This is a genomic window from Micromonospora purpureochromogenes, from assembly GCF_900091515.1.
Taxonomy (GTDB): domain Bacteria; phylum Actinomycetota; class Actinomycetes; order Mycobacteriales; family Micromonosporaceae; genus Micromonospora; species Micromonospora purpureochromogenes.
On the sequence record NZ_LT607410.1, the window covers coordinates 1890043 to 1906089 of the forward strand.

20 protein-coding genes are annotated in these 16047 nt (G+C 73.8%); 12 read left to right on the forward strand and 8 right to left on the reverse strand.

Annotation, left to right across the window (positions count from 1 at the left end; all coding sequences use genetic code 11):
* Nucleotides 1-9: 9 nt before the first annotated feature.
* On the forward strand, nucleotides 10-735 hold the full coding sequence (locus GA0074696_RS08820; protein ID WP_088960635.1) for a dTMP kinase: 726 nt from the start codon (nucleotides 10-12) through the stop codon (nucleotides 733-735).
* On the opposite strand, the gene GA0074696_RS08825 is transcribed toward GA0074696_RS08820, so the two are convergent.
* Nucleotides 720-1412, reverse strand: coding sequence for an SDR family NAD(P)-dependent oxidoreductase (locus tag GA0074696_RS08825; RefSeq protein ID WP_088960636.1), 693 nt, complete (start codon nucleotides 1410-1412; stop codon nucleotides 720-722). The two genes, GA0074696_RS08820 and GA0074696_RS08825, sit on opposite strands and share 16 nt — an antisense overlap.
* A 158-nt stretch (nucleotides 1413-1570) precedes the next feature.
* On the opposite strand from GA0074696_RS08825, the gene GA0074696_RS08830 reads away from it, so the two are divergent.
* The 3 genes from GA0074696_RS08830 to GA0074696_RS08840 all read left to right on the forward strand — a co-directional run bounded on the left by GA0074696_RS08830 (nucleotide 1571) and on the right by GA0074696_RS08840 (nucleotide 4873).
* Nucleotides 1571-2485 carry a MurR/RpiR family transcriptional regulator gene (locus tag GA0074696_RS08830; RefSeq protein ID WP_088960637.1) on the forward strand — a complete coding sequence of 305 codons (915 nt, stop codon included), beginning with the start codon at nucleotides 1571-1573 and terminating at the stop codon, nucleotides 2483-2485.
* Nucleotides 2482-3432, forward strand: coding sequence for an N-acetylmuramic acid 6-phosphate etherase (murQ, locus tag GA0074696_RS08835; RefSeq protein ID WP_088960638.1), 951 nt, complete (start codon nucleotides 2482-2484; stop codon nucleotides 3430-3432). The genes GA0074696_RS08830 and murQ overlap by 4 nt, the downstream gene beginning before the upstream one ends.
* Nucleotides 3433-3883: 451 nt before the next feature.
* A complete protein-coding gene (locus tag GA0074696_RS08840) occupies nucleotides 3884-4873 on the forward strand; it encodes a sigma-70 family RNA polymerase sigma factor (protein WP_172894569.1) in 990 nt (329 codons plus the stop codon).
* A gap of 72 nt (nucleotides 4874-4945) precedes the next feature.
* On the opposite strand, the gene GA0074696_RS08845 is transcribed toward GA0074696_RS08840, so the two are convergent.
* On the reverse strand, nucleotides 4946-5923 hold the full coding sequence (locus GA0074696_RS08845) for a C40 family peptidase (protein WP_088960640.1): 978 nt from the start codon (nucleotides 5921-5923) through the stop codon (nucleotides 4946-4948).
* 492 nt (nucleotides 5924-6415) lie between these two features.
* Here GA0074696_RS08845 and GA0074696_RS08850 point away from each other — a divergent pair, with 492 nt between their 5' ends.
* Nucleotides 6416-6943 carry a DUF6232 family protein gene (locus tag GA0074696_RS08850; RefSeq protein ID WP_088960641.1) on the forward strand — a complete coding sequence of 176 codons (528 nt, stop codon included), beginning with the start codon at nucleotides 6416-6418 and terminating at the stop codon, nucleotides 6941-6943.
* 39 nt (nucleotides 6944-6982) lie between these two features.
* Here GA0074696_RS08850 and GA0074696_RS08855 read toward each other — a convergent pair whose 3' ends face one another.
* Both GA0074696_RS08855 and GA0074696_RS08860 read right to left on the reverse strand, forming a co-directional pair.
* The gene (locus GA0074696_RS08855; RefSeq protein WP_088960642.1) at nucleotides 6983-7312 is read right to left on the reverse strand and encodes a DUF3817 domain-containing protein; all 330 of its coding nucleotides are present in this window, start codon (nucleotides 7310-7312) and stop codon (nucleotides 6983-6985) included.
* Nucleotides 7313-7337: 25 nt separating this feature from the next.
* A complete protein-coding gene (locus GA0074696_RS08860) occupies nucleotides 7338-7742 on the reverse strand; it encodes a hypothetical protein (protein WP_088960643.1) in 405 nt (134 codons plus the stop codon).
* 117 nt (nucleotides 7743-7859) lie between these two features.
* Here GA0074696_RS08860 and GA0074696_RS08865 point away from each other — a divergent pair, with 117 nt between their 5' ends.
* Genes GA0074696_RS08865 through GA0074696_RS08875 form a run of 3 tightly spaced genes read left to right on the forward strand, consistent with a single transcriptional unit; the run spans nucleotide 7860 to nucleotide 9077 of the window.
* On the forward strand, nucleotides 7860-8177 hold the full coding sequence (locus GA0074696_RS08865) for a DUF6158 family protein (protein WP_088960644.1): 318 nt from the start codon (nucleotides 7860-7862) through the stop codon (nucleotides 8175-8177).
* Nucleotides 8177-8503 (forward strand): hypothetical protein, encoded by a 327-nt coding sequence (locus GA0074696_RS08870; RefSeq protein WP_088960645.1) that lies wholly within the window; start codon nucleotides 8177-8179, stop codon nucleotides 8501-8503. The genes GA0074696_RS08865 and GA0074696_RS08870 overlap by 1 nt, the downstream gene beginning before the upstream one ends.
* 31 nt (nucleotides 8504-8534) lie before the next feature.
* The gene (locus GA0074696_RS08875; protein ID WP_088960646.1) at nucleotides 8535-9077 is read left to right on the forward strand and encodes a DUF1360 domain-containing protein; all 543 of its coding nucleotides are present in this window, start codon (nucleotides 8535-8537) and stop codon (nucleotides 9075-9077) included.
* 81 nt (nucleotides 9078-9158) lie between these two features.
* Here GA0074696_RS08875 and GA0074696_RS08880 read toward each other — a convergent pair whose 3' ends face one another.
* From GA0074696_RS08880 to GA0074696_RS08890, 3 genes are read right to left on the reverse strand one after another with little or no spacing between them, the layout of a single operon-like run.
* Nucleotides 9159-9365, reverse strand: a complete 207-nt coding sequence (locus GA0074696_RS08880) for a hypothetical protein (protein ID WP_088960647.1) — start codon at nucleotides 9363-9365, stop codon at nucleotides 9159-9161.
* A gap of 46 nt (nucleotides 9366-9411) precedes the next feature.
* Complete coding sequence (locus tag GA0074696_RS08885; protein ID WP_088960648.1) at nucleotides 9412-9636, reverse strand: hypothetical protein; 225 nt, start codon at nucleotides 9634-9636, stop codon at nucleotides 9412-9414.
* A 37-nt stretch (nucleotides 9637-9673) separates the two neighbouring features.
* Entirely contained in the window at nucleotides 9674-10768 is a 1095-nt protein-coding gene (locus GA0074696_RS08890; RefSeq protein ID WP_088960649.1) for a 3-deoxy-7-phosphoheptulonate synthase, read from the reverse strand.
* Between the two features lie 305 nt (nucleotides 10769-11073).
* Between GA0074696_RS08890 and GA0074696_RS08895 the strand changes: the two genes are divergently transcribed.
* Both GA0074696_RS08895 and GA0074696_RS08900 read left to right on the forward strand, forming a co-directional pair.
* Nucleotides 11074-12228 carry an alkaline phosphatase PhoX gene (locus GA0074696_RS08895; protein ID WP_088960650.1) on the forward strand — a complete coding sequence of 385 codons (1155 nt, stop codon included), beginning with the start codon at nucleotides 11074-11076 and terminating at the stop codon, nucleotides 12226-12228.
* Nucleotides 12229-12326: 98 nt separating this feature from the next.
* Nucleotides 12327-12542: a hypothetical protein gene (locus GA0074696_RS08900; RefSeq protein WP_172894233.1), complete on the forward strand. Its 216-nt coding sequence runs from the start codon at nucleotides 12327-12329 to the stop codon at nucleotides 12540-12542.
* Here GA0074696_RS08900 and GA0074696_RS08905 read toward each other — a convergent pair.
* Complete coding sequence (locus GA0074696_RS08905; protein WP_088964449.1) at nucleotides 12509-13252, reverse strand: phosphodiesterase; 744 nt, start codon at nucleotides 13250-13252, stop codon at nucleotides 12509-12511. The two genes, GA0074696_RS08900 and GA0074696_RS08905, sit on opposite strands and share 34 nt — an antisense overlap.
* A 108-nt stretch (nucleotides 13253-13360) precedes the next feature.
* On the opposite strand from GA0074696_RS08905, the gene GA0074696_RS08910 reads away from it, so the two are divergent.
* Both GA0074696_RS08910 and GA0074696_RS08915 read left to right on the forward strand, forming a co-directional pair.
* Nucleotides 13361-14653 carry a M16 family metallopeptidase gene (locus tag GA0074696_RS08910; RefSeq protein WP_088960652.1) on the forward strand — a complete coding sequence of 431 codons (1293 nt, stop codon included), beginning with the start codon at nucleotides 13361-13363 and terminating at the stop codon, nucleotides 14651-14653.
* Nucleotides 14650-15996 carry a M16 family metallopeptidase gene (locus tag GA0074696_RS08915; RefSeq protein WP_088960653.1) on the forward strand — a complete coding sequence of 449 codons (1347 nt, stop codon included), beginning with the start codon at nucleotides 14650-14652 and terminating at the stop codon, nucleotides 15994-15996. Before GA0074696_RS08910 ends, GA0074696_RS08915 begins: the two co-directional genes overlap by 4 nt.
* Nucleotides 15997-16047 lie beyond the last annotated feature (51 nt).

The window sequence follows — 16047 nt, forward strand, 5'->3', positions numbered from 1 at the left end:
CTGTGCAGGGTGGCCAGATCACTGCGGGCGACCGGCGGCACGGCCCGACTTCGCCGCGTCGCCCTGATCGGCATCGACGGTTCGGGCAAGACGACCCAGGCGCACCGGCTCGCCGACGCGCTCACCGCGGCCGGCCGGCCCGCCACCTACCACCGCAACGCCGGCGGCCGGCGCTGGCTCGGCCGGCTCGCCAACCGGCTCGGCCGCCCCGACGCGCAGCGCCTGGTGGGGCGCAACGGAGTGTTGGCCGTGGAGTCGGTGCTGCGCTGGCTGGCGATCGCCGCCGCCCTGCTGAGCTGCCTGGTGACCGGCCGCACGGCGGTGATGGACCGCTATTCCGCCTGCCAGTACGCCAGCATCCGGGCGCACGGCGGGCAGCGCTGGGAGCGGCTGGCCCGGGTCGGTTACCGGGTCTTCCCGCCCCCGCAGGTCACTTTCCTGCTGACCGTGGACCCGGCGGAGGCGTACCGGCGGATCGAGCGGCGCGGCGACGACCACGAGACGATGGGCTGGCTGACGGCCGCCGACACGGCGTACCGCACCCTGCCCGAGTACCCGAGCTTCGTGCTGGTCGACGCCTCCGGCGCGCCGGAGGACGTCGAGCGGCGCATCCGGGCCCACCTGGCGGCCTGGCTGCCGGCCGAGGCCGGCCCGCCGGCCCTCGACGCGTCGGCTGCCGACGTGCCGGTCGCCGCGGCGATCCGGGGGCGGTTGCCCGTTCAGGCCCGCCCGTAGACCGGTACGGCCGCTCCGCTGGTCGGCGCGGAATCGTCCGAGGCGAGGAAGCGGACCACCGGGGCGATCTCGGCCGGGGTCACCCAGCGGCGGTGGTCGGCGCCCGGCTGGGCGGCCCGGTTCGCCGGGGTGTCGATCACGCTGGGCAGCACCGTGTTGCAGCGGACGCCGGAGGCCCGGTACTCGACCGCCACCGCGTTGGCGAAGGCGAGCACGGCCGCCTTGGCGGTGGCGTACCCGGCCGCCCCGGGGAACGGCGCGAGCGCGGCCCGGGACGAGACGCAGACCACCGCGCCGCCGCCGGCCGCGATCAGGTGCGGCAGTGCCGCCTGGGTGACCAGGTAGGTGGGCCGCAGGTTGATCGAGAGCATCCGCTCGAACTCCTCGACCGGCGTCTCGTGCACCCGGCCGCCGCTGGCGTACCCGCCGACCAGGTTGACCACCGCCCGCAGCGGCGCGGCATCGTCGTCGGCGGCGGCCCGCACGGCCCGCTCGACACCCGCCGGGTCCATCAGGTCCGCGGTCACCCGGACCGGGCCGGACGCCGCCGGCCGCGCCCCGGTGGCGCTCTCCCGCTGGGGTACGACCACGCGCCAGCCCGCCTGGACGAAGGCGGCGGTGACCGCCCCGCCGAGTCCGCCCGTTCCTCCGGTGACCAGCACGCTGCGATCCGCCATGCGGGACACCGTAGCGTGGTGTTCGACCGCGGCGGACGGGAGCGTCATGCTGGGGTGACCGCACTCGCTGCCGGGACGTGACGCGCGCGGGGGATACTTGTGTCGGATACGCGCGGTGATGGTTGACGGGCCACCGCTTATGAAAGTAAGTTTCATCCGTGGCGAAGAGTACGAAGATTTCTGCGAGTCACGAGCCGGGTGGGCTGATCGTCCATATCAGCGGCCTGCTCCCCTCGCTGTCGCCCGCCGAGCAGCGGGTGGCCCGGCTGGTCGTCTCCGACCCGGCCGACGCCGCGCGGCGGACCATCACCGATCTCGCCACCGCCGCAGAGACATCCGAGGCCACCGTCATCCGGTTCTGCCGGTCGGTCGGCATGGACGGTTACCCGCAGTTGCGGATCCGGCTCGCCGCCGAGGCCGCCCGCCGGGTCGAGCCGCCGGACGCCCGGGTCGTCGGTGGTGACATCCCGCCCGGCGCGGACCTGGCGCAGATCATCGCCACCATCGCGTTCAACGACGCCCGGGCCGTCGAGGAGACCGCCGAGCAGCTCGACCCGGCGGTCTGCGAGCGGGTGGTCGACACCATCGCCGCCGCCGGCCGCATCGACGTCTACGGCGCCGCCGCCAGCGGCTTCGTCGCCTCGGACTTCCAGCAGAAGCTGCACCGCATCGGCCGCACCGCCTTCTACTTCCCCGACATACACACCGCGCTGACCTCCGCCGCGCTGCTCGGCAAGGGCGACGTCGCCATCGGCATCTCGCACACCGGCACCACCTCCGACGTCATCGAGGTGCTGGAGCAGGCCCGCGCACGGGGCGCCGCGACCGTCGCGCTGACCAACTTCCCCCGCTCGCCGATCACCGAGGTGGCCGACTTCGTGCTCACCACCGCGGCCCGCGAGACGACCTACCGCTCCGGCGCGATGGCCAGCCGGCTCGCCCAGCTCACCGTCGTCGACGTGCTCTTCGTCGGGGTGGCCGCGCGGAACCGGGCACGGGCCCGCAAGGCCCTGGAGGCGACCGCCGAGGCGGTCAAGTCGCACCGGGTCGGCCCGGGCCGGAGGCGCGGGTGACCGCCGGTCGGGTGGAGCCGGACGAGGCGGCGACCGTGGCCCGACCGGTGGTCCGGGTGGGCGCCCCGACCGAGCGTCGCAACCCGGACAGCGCCGACCTCGACCTGATGTCGACCCGGGAAGTGCTCACCGTCATCAACGACGCCGACCGCCGGGTGCCGGCCGCCGTCGCGGCCGTCCTCGACGAGATCGCCGCGGCCGTCGACCTGGCCGTGGCGGCCCTGCACAGCGGGCACCGGGTGCACTACTTCGGCGCGGGCACCTCCGGCCGGCTCGGGGTGCTCGACGCCGCCGAACTGGCCCCCACCTTCAACTCCCCGCGGGACTGGTTCTGCGCCCACCTGGCCGGCGGCCCGGACGCGATGTGGCGTGCCGTCGAGGACGCCGAGGACGACGAGCGGGGTGGCGCCGCCGAGGCGGCCGAGTGCGTACGGCCGGGCGACCTGGTCGTCGGCCTGGCGGCCAGCGGGCGCACACCGTACGTCCTCGGGGCGCTCGCCGCAGCTCGGGCGCAGGGCGCCGCCACGGTGCTGCTCTGTGCGAACCCGGAGGCGGAGGCCGCCTCCTCGGTCGACGTGTTCATCGGGGTGGACACGGGACCGGAGGTGGTCACCGGGTCGACCCGGATGAAGGCGGGCACCGCGCAGAAGCTGGTGCTGAACAGTTTCTCCACGGCCGTGATGGTGCGCCTCGGCCGGGTCTACTCGAATCTCATGATCGACATGGTGGCCACCAACGCGAAGCTCCGCGGGCGGATGATCTCGATCCTGATGGAGGCCACCAACTGCTCGGAGGAGATCTGCCGCAGGGCCCTGCACGAGGCCGCCGGCGATCTCAAGACCGCCCTGGTCTCGCTGGTCTCCGGGGCCGAAATTTCCGCCGCCCGGGCCGCCCTGGCCCGCAGCGCGCACCAGGTGCGCGGCGCGCTCGCCCTGCTCGCCTCCTGACCCCCCGCGCGCGACCCGGCCCGCCCACGGCCGGGTGAGACGCGGAACACGTCGCGGACGGGACGTCCCGCACGCCCCGGATTGTTGTCCAGGGCGTGGGGTAATCAATCCCGGAGCGGATGAACCGACCGGTACACCGGCGCGTATCAGGCAGTGACCAGGATCGCAGCCGGGCGGTGACGAGGGTCGCTGCGTCGTTGGGGTCGCAATGGTGCGATTGCCAGGGGCGGAGGTCGATTTCCCCTGATCCGCCAGCCTGTTCGTGGTGCGGAGTCGGCGAGCCCCGAATGGGCGCTGACAGCAAACGTGGACGTGGCGTTCAGCTGATACTCAGGCATTCGTGACACTTTCGACTCACGACATGGAATCCCCGGCACGTCTCATCTGTTGTGTAGGTGTCAGCACCGACGGGCACAGCGGAGGTTACGGGGGAGGGCCGATGGACGTGGGCATGGCAAGGAACCGGGCAACCGGCGCGAGCGAGGGGACCGTGGGAAACGTGGACAAGAACATCGGCATGCGGACCGACGAGGTCGCCGAGGAGCGCGACCTGGTCGGCGTCTACCTTCACGAGATCTCCCGGACGCCGCTGCTGGACGCCGCCAAGGAGGTCGATCTCTCCAAGGCCATCGAGGCCGGCCTGTACGCCGAGCACCTGCTCGGCGAGGACCGCCTCCCCGAGGGCGTCGACCGGGACGACCTGGAGCGCCTGGTCGTCGAGGGCGAGCGCGCCAAGGATCTCTTCATCCGGGCCAACCTGCGACTGGTGGTCTCGATCGCCCGCCGCTACGTCCGGTCCGGGATGCCCATGCTGGATCTGATCCAGGAGGGCAACACCGGCCTGGTCCGCGCGGTGGAGAAGTTCGACTACGAGCGTGGCTACAAGTTCTCGACGTACGCGACCTGGTGGATCCGTCAGGCCATCAGCCGGGCGATCGCCCAGCAGGAGCGGACCGTGCGACTGCCGGTGCACCTGGTCGAGGACGTCAACCGGATGCGCAACGTGGCCCGGCAGCTCACCCGTGAGCTGGGCAGCGACCCGGAGCCGGAGCAGATCGCGGCGGCCCTCGGCGTCACCGTCGAGCGGGTCAACGAGCTGGTCCGCTGGTCGCAGGACACGGTGTCGCTGGACACCCCGGTCGGCGACGACGGCGACACCAAGCTCGGCGACCTGGTCGCCGACAGCGACGCCCCGTCGCCGGAGGAGATCGTCCTCACCGGCCTGGAGCGGCAGCGGATCGAGGGTCTGCTCAACCACCTCGACGACCGGTCGGCCGGCATCATGCGGGCCCGGTACGGGCTCGAGGACGGTCGGGAGCACTCGCTCACCGAGGTCGCGTCGCGCTTCTCGCTCTCCCGGGAGCGGATCCGCCAGCTGGAGATCCAGGCCCTCGGCCGGCTTCGTGAGCTGGCCCGCGCCGAGGGGCTGCAGGCAGCCTGACCTGGTAGTAATGACGGCGAACGGCCGGCGTCCGATAGGGGGACGCCGGCCGTTCGCCGTGTTCGGGCGACGTCAGCGGACCCGGCCGTAGCCCTGGATCGGCATGATGTCCATGTCCCGCTTGAGCACGTTGCGCCCGGCGCTGGGCGCGTCGATGATCTGGCCGCCACCGACGTACAGGGCCATGTGGCCCAGGCCGCTGTAGAAGACCAGGTCTCCCGGGCGCAGATCACCGCGGCCGATGTGGGTCACCACGCCCCACTGCATCCGGGTGTTGTGCGGCAGCGATTTGCCCGCCGCTCGCCAGGCGGCCGAGGTGAGGCCGGAACAGTCGTAACCGTTGGGCCCGTCGGCGCCCCAGACGTACGGCTTGCCGATCGCCCCGTACGCGTAGCGCACGGCGACCCCCGCGCTGCCCGCCACGGCGGGCGCGTCGGGGGCGGAGCGGGCGGCCGGCCGCGGGCTCGGCGACTCGGTGGCCCGGCCGTACGCCTCCCGGCGCAGCTCGTAGAGGCGGGCCAGGTCGCGTTCGATCTTCTTCCTGGTGTTCGCGATGCTGCGCGCCTGTGCGGCCTCCCGGGCCAGCGTCGCGTCCAGCCGGTTCTTCTCGTCGACCAGCTTGCGTTGGCTGGTGGTGAAGCCGGCGATGCGGTCCTGACGTTCCCGGGTGAGCCGGTCGATGGTGCTGAGCCGGTCCAGCAGGGAGACGGACCCGCCCGGTTCCAGCAACGCCTGCGCGGTCCGCAGGCCGCCGGTCTTGTACGCGGTGACGGCCAGCTGCCCGACGTCCGCCCGGCTCCGCGCGGTCTGCTCCTCCAGCGGGCCGATCCGCGCGTGCAGCGCGGCGGCGGTCTCCTTGTTGGCCTTGATCTCCTCGTTGAGCTTGTTGTAGGACTCGACGACCCGTTCCAGCTCGGTCGAGGACTTCTCGATCCGTGCGGTCAGCTCGGCCACCGACGGCTCGGCCCGAGCCACCGACGACGGGGCGATCAACGCGGCCGTGAGGCCGGCGACCGTGAGCGTTCGCACCAGCATCCGTAAGGACGACAAGAGCGGAAGGCTCCTCTCCACGGGCCCTCGGGGGATGCTGACGCCCCCGACGGCACCGGCTCGGGGCCATCCGGACGGATGGCGGCCGACCGCGCCGGCCCGCCCAACGTAACCCGGGACGGGAGTGACGCGCAGGGGAAGCCGGGGCGAAAGTTGGCAAAGGGGCAGGAAAGGCCGCTGCGCAGCGTGACATCCCCTGACGCTGTTGTGGCATGGCGTGCGGCGTGTCGCAGGTACTTCGTCGCTCTTAACCGCTTGCGCCGGATTCGTCGTTCTGGGCGGATGTCGTGGCACGTGAGGGACGGTCGCCGGACAAACCCGAAATGGGGGTCGGATGCGGGCGGCCCTGATCCATCGGGCGCGGCGGAGGCGGGAATCCGACCGGCACGGCTGGCGGGCGGGCAACAGAATGGAACCCGGCGCCGGGAATCCCGCCGTGAGCAGGCACGGGGCGGTGGGAGAGCCGACGCCGCCGGCCCCTGGGAGGACGCCGTGCAGCAGGCAGACCGCTCCGCCACCCGCCCGCCGCGCTCGTCGCGCGGGACGACCCTGCTCTACGCGCGCCCGGGGATCGTGGTGACCACCGAACGGTTCACCGTCGGTCGGAACACCTTCGCCGTCGCCGACCTCACCCACCTACGGGTGGGGCGCGGGCCGCACGACCGGCTGGCCGTGCGCGCCGTCGCGGTGACCGCCACCCTGATCACCGGCGTCGGCGTGCTGCTCGGCTTTCACGGCGGGCTGCAACGGCTCACCGCCGGGGCGTACCTGACCCTCGGGGTGGTGTTCCTGCTGCCGGTGGTGCTGGCGCTGGCCGGGGACCGCTGGCGGCCGCCGGCGTACGAGTTGTGGGGGCACTGCGGCGGCGTCGAGGTGCTGCTGTTCAGCAGCGACGACGAGCGGCAGTTCGACCAGGTCAGCCAGGCGCTGAACCGGGCCCGGGAGCTGCACCGGTATCCCGACGCGGAGGACCCGGCCACCGCGGCCGGCTACTGGCGACCGCAGCCCCGACGGGCCTGACGGACAGCCCCGACCGGCCCGGACCTGAGCTCGACGGGCCTAGCGCGCGGCGACCGGCTCCGGAGCCTGCGGCTGCCGGGCGGCGAGCTCCCGGGTCACCTTGCGCTCGGCGACGAACGACACGAACGGCACCGTGCCGGCGAGCATCACCAGCAGCATCCGCTTGAGCGGCCAGTTCACCCGGCGGCCCAGGTCGAAGGTGGCGGCCAGGTACAGCATGTAGAGCCAGCCGTGCGCGGTGCCGACGACCGCCACCACGATCGGCTCGTCGAACGCGTACTTCAGCGGCATGCCGATCAGCACCAGCACGGCCAGCGCCACGCCCACGATCCAGGCGATCACGCGGTACCGGGTAAGGGCTCCGCCCACCGTCGTCCGTCCTTCCGTACCGGCCTCAGCCGGGATAGTCGCCGGGCCTCGCGCCCGGATTGGCGTTCAACCAGGTCAGGTAGCGGTTGTACTCGGTCAGGTCCGCGTCGTCCGGGGCGTCGACCGCGGCCGGCACCCGGGCCACCCGCACCGGGCGGCGTACCGCCGGGACGCCCGGCTCCGGCCCGGCGTCACCGGCCGGCTCCGGCGCGGCGGCGGCGGGGCCGCGCAGCGTGTGCCGGACCTCACGCGACCAGACGAAGACCACGAAGCCGGCGAAGATCGGCCACTCCACGGCATACGCCCAGCTCAGCGTATTGCCCGAGGCCGCCCGGCTGATCTGCCACCAGCCCAGCCCCAGGAACCCGACGACCAGCACGACCATGGCCACGTGGCGGGCGATCCACGCCGGTGTCCAGAGCCGTTTCATGGCATCGAGCGTACCGGGACGGTCGGGCGTCTCCGACGCGGTGTCGTAGGAGGGTTTGGTGACACCCCGGCTGGGCATCCGTCTAGGTGCCAGCCCGAACGAGCCCGAGGGGGCGACATGACCGAATCAGTACGCCAGTCCGGTGACGTCAGCCCGGAGCAGCGGATGACGGAGTGGGACGGCGACCACGCCCGCGACACGTCGGCCTCCGGCGCGCACGTCGACGGAGAGCTGGGGGTGGACCCGGCGGAGCTGGACGAGGAGGACCTGATCCGGGAGCTGCAGAGCCTGCACCGCACCCGGCTGGACACGCTGCGCCACGCGGCCGACTCCGCGCTCGCCCACCACCTGCGTCGCACCGCCGAGCTGGAGACCGAGTACCTGGCCCGGCACCCCGGGCGCGAGGTGGACCCGAGCCGGCTGCGGGACGCCTGATGGGTACGCGCGCCGAGCGGGGGATGTCCGCGCCGCCCGAGGTGGTGTTCGGCACCGCGACCGACCCGGACCGGGTCTCGGCCTGGCTGCCGGAGCCGCTGCGGTCCGACGGCGGCGAGCGTCCCCAGGAGGCCAGCGCGGAGGAGCTGCGGGCCCGGTGGAGCAACGACTCCGCCCCCGGTTGGTCGGCAGAGCTGCGGGTGGAGCCGGGCGACGCCGGCGGGTCCCGGGTCCGGCTCGACCTGACCGGCGGGGACGACGGCCTGGCCGACGAGGCTCTGGCCAACCTCGCGGGTGAGGTGGCCGACAATCTGACCGCCGGTTGAGCGGACCGTGACCAGAAACGAGGAGGCGCCGGTGACCCAGGGTGGCCTGAAGCAGAGGGTGGCGCGGCTGCGCCAGGCGTACGCCCCGCACGAGTATCGGCCGCTGGGCAGCTACCTGGCGGCGATGGGGACGTACGCCACGGTCACCGCGTCGCTGGCCGGCCTGGTGCGGGCGACCGGACGGCCGGTGCCGGAGCGTCCCGCCCCGGCCGACGTGGTGCTGCTCTCCATCGCCACGCACAAGCTCAGCCGGCTGCTCTCCAAGGACGCGATCACCAGCCCGCTGCGGGCCCCGTTCACCCGCTACGACCACCCGATCGGCAGCGGCGAGGTGATGGAGGAGGTCCGCGACCAGGGCAGCTCGACCCGGCACGCCATCGGCGAGCTGCTGAGCTGCCCGTTCTGCCTGGCCGTCTGGGTCGCCACCGGCCTCACCGGCGGCCTGGTGCTCGCGCCCCGGCTGACCCGGCTGGTGGCCACCGCGCTGACCGCGGTCGCCGCCTCGGACTTCCTGCAGATGGGATACGCCGTGGCCCAGCGGGCCGCCGAGGGCGGAGACCCGGACGAGAGGTGACCCCGTACGCGCGAAGGGGGCCGGCGCGGCGCCGGCCCCCTTTCGCGTCGTCCCGCTCAGGTCGGGTTCACGTCGTCCCGCTCAGGTCGGGGTGGTGCCGCCGTCCTCGCCGGCCCAGCCGCGCGAGGCCTCCGGCTCACGCTCGTCCGAGTCTTCGTCGGTGATCACGTCGCGGTCGACCGCGGTGCGGTCGTGCTCGTTGGCGAAGTCCGGCTCGGGGGTGGTGTCCCGGCCCTCCGGCGGCTGGCCGAGCGCCGGCACGGTCTCGTGCCCCTCGTGGTGCGTCATGCCGTCGTCCTCTCGTCGTCCTGGTCCACCCCCGTGCGCCGCGCCCTCAGGCCACCGAACCGCCCAGCAGGTCGGCCGCCTCGTCCACCGCGTACTCGCCCTGGGGGAGCGCGGCGATCCGGGAGAGCAGCGTCGGCGGCAGCTCCGCGGCGACCGCCCGGCGGTAGATGTCCGCCTGGCTGATCCGCTCCTGGCCGTGGTAGATGTCGTCGAGCAGCTCGTCGAGCTGCCGGGTGTCGACCTCGTCGGTCACCGGTGCGTCATCGGTCACTCCGCCCAGCTACCCCCACCCGAATCGCCCAAACCCGTCAGGCGGGGGTGGGCAGGGCGGCCCGGCGGCCTCGGACCGCGGCGGCCAGGTGGTCCAGCACCTCGGCGGTGGTGTCCCAGCCGATGCAGGCGTCGGTGACCGAGCGTCCGTAGGTCAGCTCCCGGGTCGGGTCCAGGTCCTGGCGGCCCTCGAGCAGGAAGCTCTCCAGCATGATGCCGACGATCCCGCGCTGGCCGGCGGCGAGCTGGGCGGCCACGTCGGCGGCGACCTTCGGCTGGTTGCGGTGGTCCTTGCCGCTGTTGGCGTGGCTGGCGTCGACCACCAACCGCTCGGGCAGGCCGGCGGCCCGCAGCAGGTCCAGCGCGCCCGCCACCGACTCCGCGTCGTAGTTCGGCCGGCCGCCGCCGCCGCGCAGCACCAGGTGCCCGTCGGCGTTGCCCCGGGTGTGCATGATCGCCGGGGTGCCGGAGACGTCGATGCCGGGGAAGACGTGCGGCACACCGGCCGCCCGGATCGCGTCCACCGCCGTGCCGATGCTGCCGTCCGGGCGGTTCTTCATGCCGATCGGCATGGACAGCCCGGAGGCGAGCTGCCGGTGCACCTGGCTCTCCACCGTCCGGGCGCCGATCGCGCCCCAGGCCACCGTGTCGGCGATGTACTGCGGGGTGATCGGGTCCAGGAACTCGCAGCCCACCGGCAGGCCGAGGCGGAGCACGTCCAGCAGCAGCGCCCGGGCGGTCCGCAGGCCGAGGTTGACGTCGCCGGAGCCGTCCAGCGCCGGGTCGTTGATCAGGCCCTTCCAGCCCACCGTGGAACGCGGCTTCTCGAAGTAGACCCGCATCACCACCAGCAGGTCGTCGGCGTGCCGGTCGGCGGCCTCGCACAGCAGGTGGGCGTACTCCAGGGCGGCGGCCGGGTCGTGCACCGAGCAGGGGCCGACCACCACCAGCAGGCGGTCGTCGGCGCGGTCCAGCACCCGGCCGACCGCGCGTCGGCCGGCCAGCACCGCAGAGGCGAGCGGGGCGCGCAGGGGGAGGTCGTGCAGGAGCAGGGCGGGCGTGGTCAATGGCACGACGCGGTCGATCCGTTGGTCGATGACGGCGTCGGTCTCCGGGGTGGTCACGGTGGGCATCCTCTCGCCGACCGTGCCCGGGGCCGGTGCCCGGGTGGAGCCGGCTGCTCGTACGCAAAAAGGCAGGAGCGGAAGCTCCTGCCCGGCCGGCTCGAAAACGACGGTGACGTCAGCTCATGGCGAGGTCACCGGCGTCGGAGCCGGCTGCCTAAACCATCGATACGAGCGCGTCACGTCGGTCAGCGTACCCGACCGGACGGGCAAGGCTCACCGGGGCGTCCGGAAACTCTCGCCCGATGTTTACCCCCGTCGATGCAACTGCGGGTAATTTCATCGACACCGCTCGCACTCTCCGGAGGTAACCGATGGACCGTCGTACCGTCCTGCGCGCCACCGCTGCCGGCGGGGCCGCCGCCTTCGCCGGAAGCCTCTGGTCCGGCGCCGCGCTCGCCGCCCCGGCCCAGCCCGGCGTCGGCCCGTACGGGCCGCTCGGCACCGCCGACGCCCGCGGCCTCCAGCTGCCGGCCGGCTTCACCAGCCGGATCGTCGCCCGGTCCCGGCAGGTCGTGGCCGGCACGTCGTACACCTGGCACGACGCCCCGGACGGCGGCGCCTGCTTCGCCGCCGGCACCGGCTGGATCTACGTCTCGAACTCGGAGATCGCCACCACCGGCGGCGCCTCGGCGATCCGATTCAACGCCGACGGCACGATCGCCTCGGCATACCGGATCCTGTCCAACACCAACCGCAACTGCGCCGGTGGGGCGACCCCGTGGGGGACCTGGCTCTCCTGCGAGGAGGTCAGCCGGGGCTACGTCTACGAGACGTACCCGCAGGGCGGCCTGGCCGCGGTGCGCCGGCCGGCGCTGGGCCGCTTCAACCACGAGGCGGCGGCGGCCGACCCGGTCCGCCAGGTGATCTACCTGACCGAGGACGAGACCAGCGGCTGCTTCTACCGGTTCCGCCCCACGGTCTGGGGCGACCTCTCCGCCGGCACCCTGGAGGTGCTGGTCGCCGGCACCGCCACCAGCGGTCCGGTGAGCTGGACGCGGGTGCCCGACCCGGACGGCTCGCCGACCTACACCCGCCAGCAGGTCTCCGGCGCGAAGAAGTTCAACGGCGGCGAGGGCTGCTGGTACGCCGACGGCACCTGCTGGTTCACCACCAAGGGCGACAACCGGGTCTGGGCGTACGACGCGGTCAATCAGCGGATCGACCTGGCGTACGACGACTCGCTGGTGACCGGCGGCGCCGCGCCGCTGACCGGGGTGGACAACATCACCGGCTCCCGCTCCGGCGACCTCTACGTCGCCGAGGACGGCGGCAACATGGAAATCAATTTGATCACCCCGGACGAGGTGGTCACGCCGTTCGTCCGGATCACCGGGCAGTCCTCGTCGGAGATCACCGGACCGGCGTTCTCCCCGGACGGCAGCCGGCTCTACTTCTCGTCCCAGCGCGGCACCTCCGGCTCCTCCTCCGGCGGGATCACCTACGAGGTGCGCGGCCCGTTCCGCTGAGCCTCCGACGCGGCCGGTCCGGCCCCGGATGGCGCCGGACCGGGCCTGCGGGCGATCTTGTGGCGTGTCGGGCGGGCCGGCGGGGTATGAGGCTCGGCATGAGCCACGAGCAGAGCGACCAGGAACGGGTGGAGTCCCGGGCCCACCTGCTGCCCGAGGAGGCGGCGGTCGGCAGCGACGACCCGCAGGTGCAGGCCGACGCGATCCTCACCGAGTCCGACATCCGGGAGGAGGACCGCAACGCCGCCCCCGACACGGTGCTGGAGCACCGCACCTCCGATCAGACCGCGACCCCGATCGAGCCTCCCGACTGATCGACCGCCCCCCGGGCCCGACGGGAACCCCGGTAGGTCTGCTCGCGCAACCAGGCGAGCGGACCCACCACCCGCAGGCCCGCCGGCAGGTTCCGTACCGGGTCGAAGGCCAGCGCGGCGTCCGTCCGCGCGTCCAGTTGCCCGCCGAGGGTGACCTGGCCGAACGGCCGCCACGGCCCGACAGCGGAGGCGACCGCGAGCACCAGCCGCGGCGCGTCCGCCCGGGTCGCCGCGGCCACCTCGGCCAGACTCCGGCCCAGGTCGGGGGAGTCCGGGTCGGCCAGCGCCGCCAGCCACAGCCGCCGCGTCCCGACCCGGAACGGCATGATCGTGCTGTACGTCCCGGCGAAGCGTCGCCGGGGCAGCGGCACGTTGCGCAGCACCGGGGCGGCCCCGCTGGAGCTGACCAGCAGGTCGAACGCCCGCGCGTCGGCCAGGTGCAGCCGCACCGCCAGCCCCAGCACGTCCGGCCAGCCGTCCGGGGTGGGCACGCCGCGGGAGAACCGGACGGTGGCCCGGTGCCGGCCCGGCTCGTCGAGCAGCGCGACACCGGTCGGCGGTCCGGGCGTACCCCAGATCATCACCTCGGCGGTGAACGAGCGGCCGGTCGGGTGCAGCAGGCGGGCCCCGCGCCGGCGGGTCAGGACGGCGGCGGCCCCGGCGACGGCGACGGCGGCGCCGGCGGCGACGGACTCCGAGGGGGTCGGCATGCCCACTGCGGTACCCCGCGCCGCCCGGTAGATGCCCGCCGCGCCGGGTGGGCTCGCCAACGGATGAGCCGTCCCCTTTCCGCCCCGGAGATCGGATAGCGTCGGGTCATGCCCGACAGCGGTTACCCCTGGCCCATCGAGACGACCCGACTGGACAACGGCCTGCGCGTGGTGGTGAGCGAGGACCGCACCGCTCCGGCGGTGGCGGTCAACCTCTGGTACGACGTGGGCTCCCGGCACGAGCCGACGGGGCAGACCGGTTTCGCCCACCTCTTCGAGCACCTGATGTTCGAGGGCTCGCTCAACGTCGCCAAGACCGAGCACATGAAGCTGATCCAGGGCTCCGGCGGCTCCCTCAACGCCACCACCAACCCGGACCGGACGAACTACTTCGAGACCGTCCCGGCCGAGCACCTGGAGCTGGCGCTCTGGCTGGAGGCCGACCGGATGGGCGGCCTGGTCCCGGCGCTCACCCAGGAGACGCTGGACAACCAGCGCGACGTGGTGAAGAACGAGCGCCGCCAGCGCTACGAGAACGTGCCGTACGGCGACGCCTGGCTGCGGCTGCTGCCGCTGCTGTATCCGCCCGGCCACCCGTACCACCACGCGACGATCGGCTCGATGGCCGACCTGAACGCCGCCGACCTGGTCACCTTCCAGACGTTCCACACCACCTACTACGCGCCCAACAACGCGGTGCTCACCGTCGCCGGCGACGCCTCCGCCGCCGAGGTCTTCGCGCTCGCCGACAAGTACTTCGGCGCGATCCCCGCGCGCGAGGAGATCCTGGCCGCGCCGGACGGCCGGACCGTCACGGCCACCGGCCGGGCCGCCGTCGAGACCGTCACCGGCGACGTCCCCGCGCCCCGGGTGTACGTCGCGCACCGCACCCACCCCTTCGGCACCCCCGGGTACGACGTGGCGACCGTGCTCGCCGCGGTGCTCGGCAGCGGCCGGGGCAGCCGCCTCTACCAGCGCCTGGCGGACGGGGAACGGATCGCCCAGCCGGACCTGGTCGGGGCGTACGGGGTGGACCTGGCACACGCCCCGGCGCCGCTGATCGCCACCGCCACCGCCCGCCCCGGGGTGGGCGCCGAGCGGCTGGCCGCCGGGGTCGCCGAGGTGGTCGACGAGCTGGCCACCGTGCCGGTGACCCACGCCGAGCTGGACCGCGCCAAGGCGCTGCTGAGCACCGCCTGGTGGCGACAGATGTCCACAGTGGACGGCCGGGCGGACACCCTCGGCCGGTACGCCACCCAGTTCGGCGACCCGGCCAAGGCCGCCGAGCGGTTGCCGGCCTGGCTGGCGGTGACCGCCGACCAGATCGCCGAGCAGGCCGCCGAGCTGCTCGGCGCCGACGACCGGGTGACCCTGACCTACCTGCCGGAGGAGACCCCATGACGCTGATCGCCGCCCGTCCCGGCGCGGGCGTGCCCCGCCCGTACCGGTTCCCCGCCGTGGTCCGCCGGGAGGTCGCCGGCGGCCGGGTGGTCGCCGCGCACCTGCCCGGGCAGAACCTCGCCGTGGCGGTGCTGCTGCTCGACGCCGGGGCCGGCCGCGAGCCGGTCGGCAAGGAGGGGCTCGGCGGGGTGCTGGCCAAGGCGTTGGAGGAGGGCACCGCCCAGCGGGACGCCACGGGTTTCGCGCTCGCCGTCGAGGGGCTCGGCACCGAGCTGGTGACCGGGCTGGACTGGGACTCGTTCCAGGTCAGCGTGCAGGTCCCGGTGGACCGGTTGAGCGCCGCGGTGGAGCTGCTCGCCGAGGCGGTCCGGACGCCCAGGCTCGACCCCGACGACGTGCGCCGGGTCCGCGACGACGAGGCGACCGCGCTGCGGATGGACTGGGCCAACCCCGGCCCGCGCGCCGACGCGGCGCTGCGCGCCGACCTCTTCGGCGCCGACAACCGGTGGGGCCGCCCGATGTACGGCGACCCGGACTCGGTGGCCGCGCTGGACGTCGAGGACGTCACCGTCTTCCACTCGGAGTGGTTCCTGCGGCCCGGCACGCTGATCGTCGCCGGCGACCTGGACCGCCTCGACCTGGACGCGCTCGCCGCGGCGGCGTTCGCCGGCACCGGCGGCGGCCCGGCCGAACGCGGCGGCCCGATCGAGGTGCCGCTGCACACCGGGCGGCGGATCCTGCTGGTGGACCGGCCCGGTTCGGTGCAGTCCACGCTGCGGCTCGGGCACCCGTCGCCGCACCGTGCCCACCCGGACCACGTGCCGATCACGCTCGCCGGCACGGTGCTCGGCGGGGCGTTCACCTCCCGCCTCAACCACCTGATCCGGGAGGTGCGCGGCTACACGTACGGCATCCGGGGCGACTTCGCCTCGTCCCGCCGCTTCGGCCGGTTCGCGGTCAGCTCCGGCGTGCAGAACGCGGTCACCGCGCCGGCCCTGGTGGAGGCGGTCGGGGAGATCACCCGTACCCAGGCCGGCGGGGTGACCGCCGACGAGCTGGCGGTGGCCAGCTCGTGGCGGGCCGGCCAGCTGTCGGTCGAGTTGCAGAGCCCGCGGGCGATCGCATCGGCGCTGACCACCCTGGTGGTGCACGACCTGCCGGACGACTACCACGCCCGGCTGCGCGAGGCGCTGCTCGCCGCCGACGTGGCGGAGGTCTCCGCCGCGGCCGCCGCCCACCTGCACCCGGAGTCGCTGACCCTGGTGGTGGAGGGCGACGCAGCGGTGATCCGCGACGAACTCATCGCGACCGGGCTCGGCGAGGTGACGGACGCCACGCTCTGATCGGGGCGAATCCGGTCCGGGCGGTGGGAAAGCATTCCCGCCCGGACCGGC

Coding starts and splice junctions, on each gene's coding strand:
- GA0074696_RS08825 (WP_088960636.1), bottom strand. CDS start 1,412: ATGGCGGATCGCAGCGTGCTGGTCACCGGAGGAACGGGCGGACTCGGC.
- GA0074696_RS08840 (WP_172894569.1), top strand. CDS start 3,884: ATGGCAAGGAACCGGGCAACCGGCGCGAGCGAGGGGACCGTGGGAAAC.
- GA0074696_RS08860 (WP_088960643.1), bottom strand. CDS start 7,742: ATGAAACGGCTCTGGACACCGGCGTGGATCGCCCGCCACGTGGCCATG.
- GA0074696_RS08865 (WP_088960644.1), top strand. CDS start 7,860: ATGACCGAATCAGTACGCCAGTCCGGTGACGTCAGCCCGGAGCAGCGG.
- GA0074696_RS08870 (WP_088960645.1), top strand. CDS start 8,177: ATGGGTACGCGCGCCGAGCGGGGGATGTCCGCGCCGCCCGAGGTGGTG.
- GA0074696_RS08880 (WP_088960647.1), bottom strand. CDS start 9,365: ATGACGCACCACGAGGGGCACGAGACCGTGCCGGCGCTCGGCCAGCCG.
- GA0074696_RS08890 (WP_088960649.1), bottom strand. CDS start 10,768: ATGCCCACCGTGACCACCCCGGAGACCGACGCCGTCATCGACCAACGG.
- GA0074696_RS08895 (WP_088960650.1), top strand. CDS start 11,074: ATGGACCGTCGTACCGTCCTGCGCGCCACCGCTGCCGGCGGGGCCGCC.
- GA0074696_RS08900 (WP_172894233.1), top strand. CDS start 12,327: ATGAGCCACGAGCAGAGCGACCAGGAACGGGTGGAGTCCCGGGCCCAC.
- GA0074696_RS08905 (WP_088964449.1), bottom strand. CDS start 13,252: ATGCCGACCCCCTCGGAGTCCGTCGCCGCCGGCGCCGCCGTCGCCGTC.
- GA0074696_RS08910 (WP_088960652.1), top strand. CDS start 13,361: ATGCCCGACAGCGGTTACCCCTGGCCCATCGAGACGACCCGACTGGAC.
- GA0074696_RS08915 (WP_088960653.1), top strand. CDS start 14,650: ATGACGCTGATCGCCGCCCGTCCCGGCGCGGGCGTGCCCCGCCCGTAC.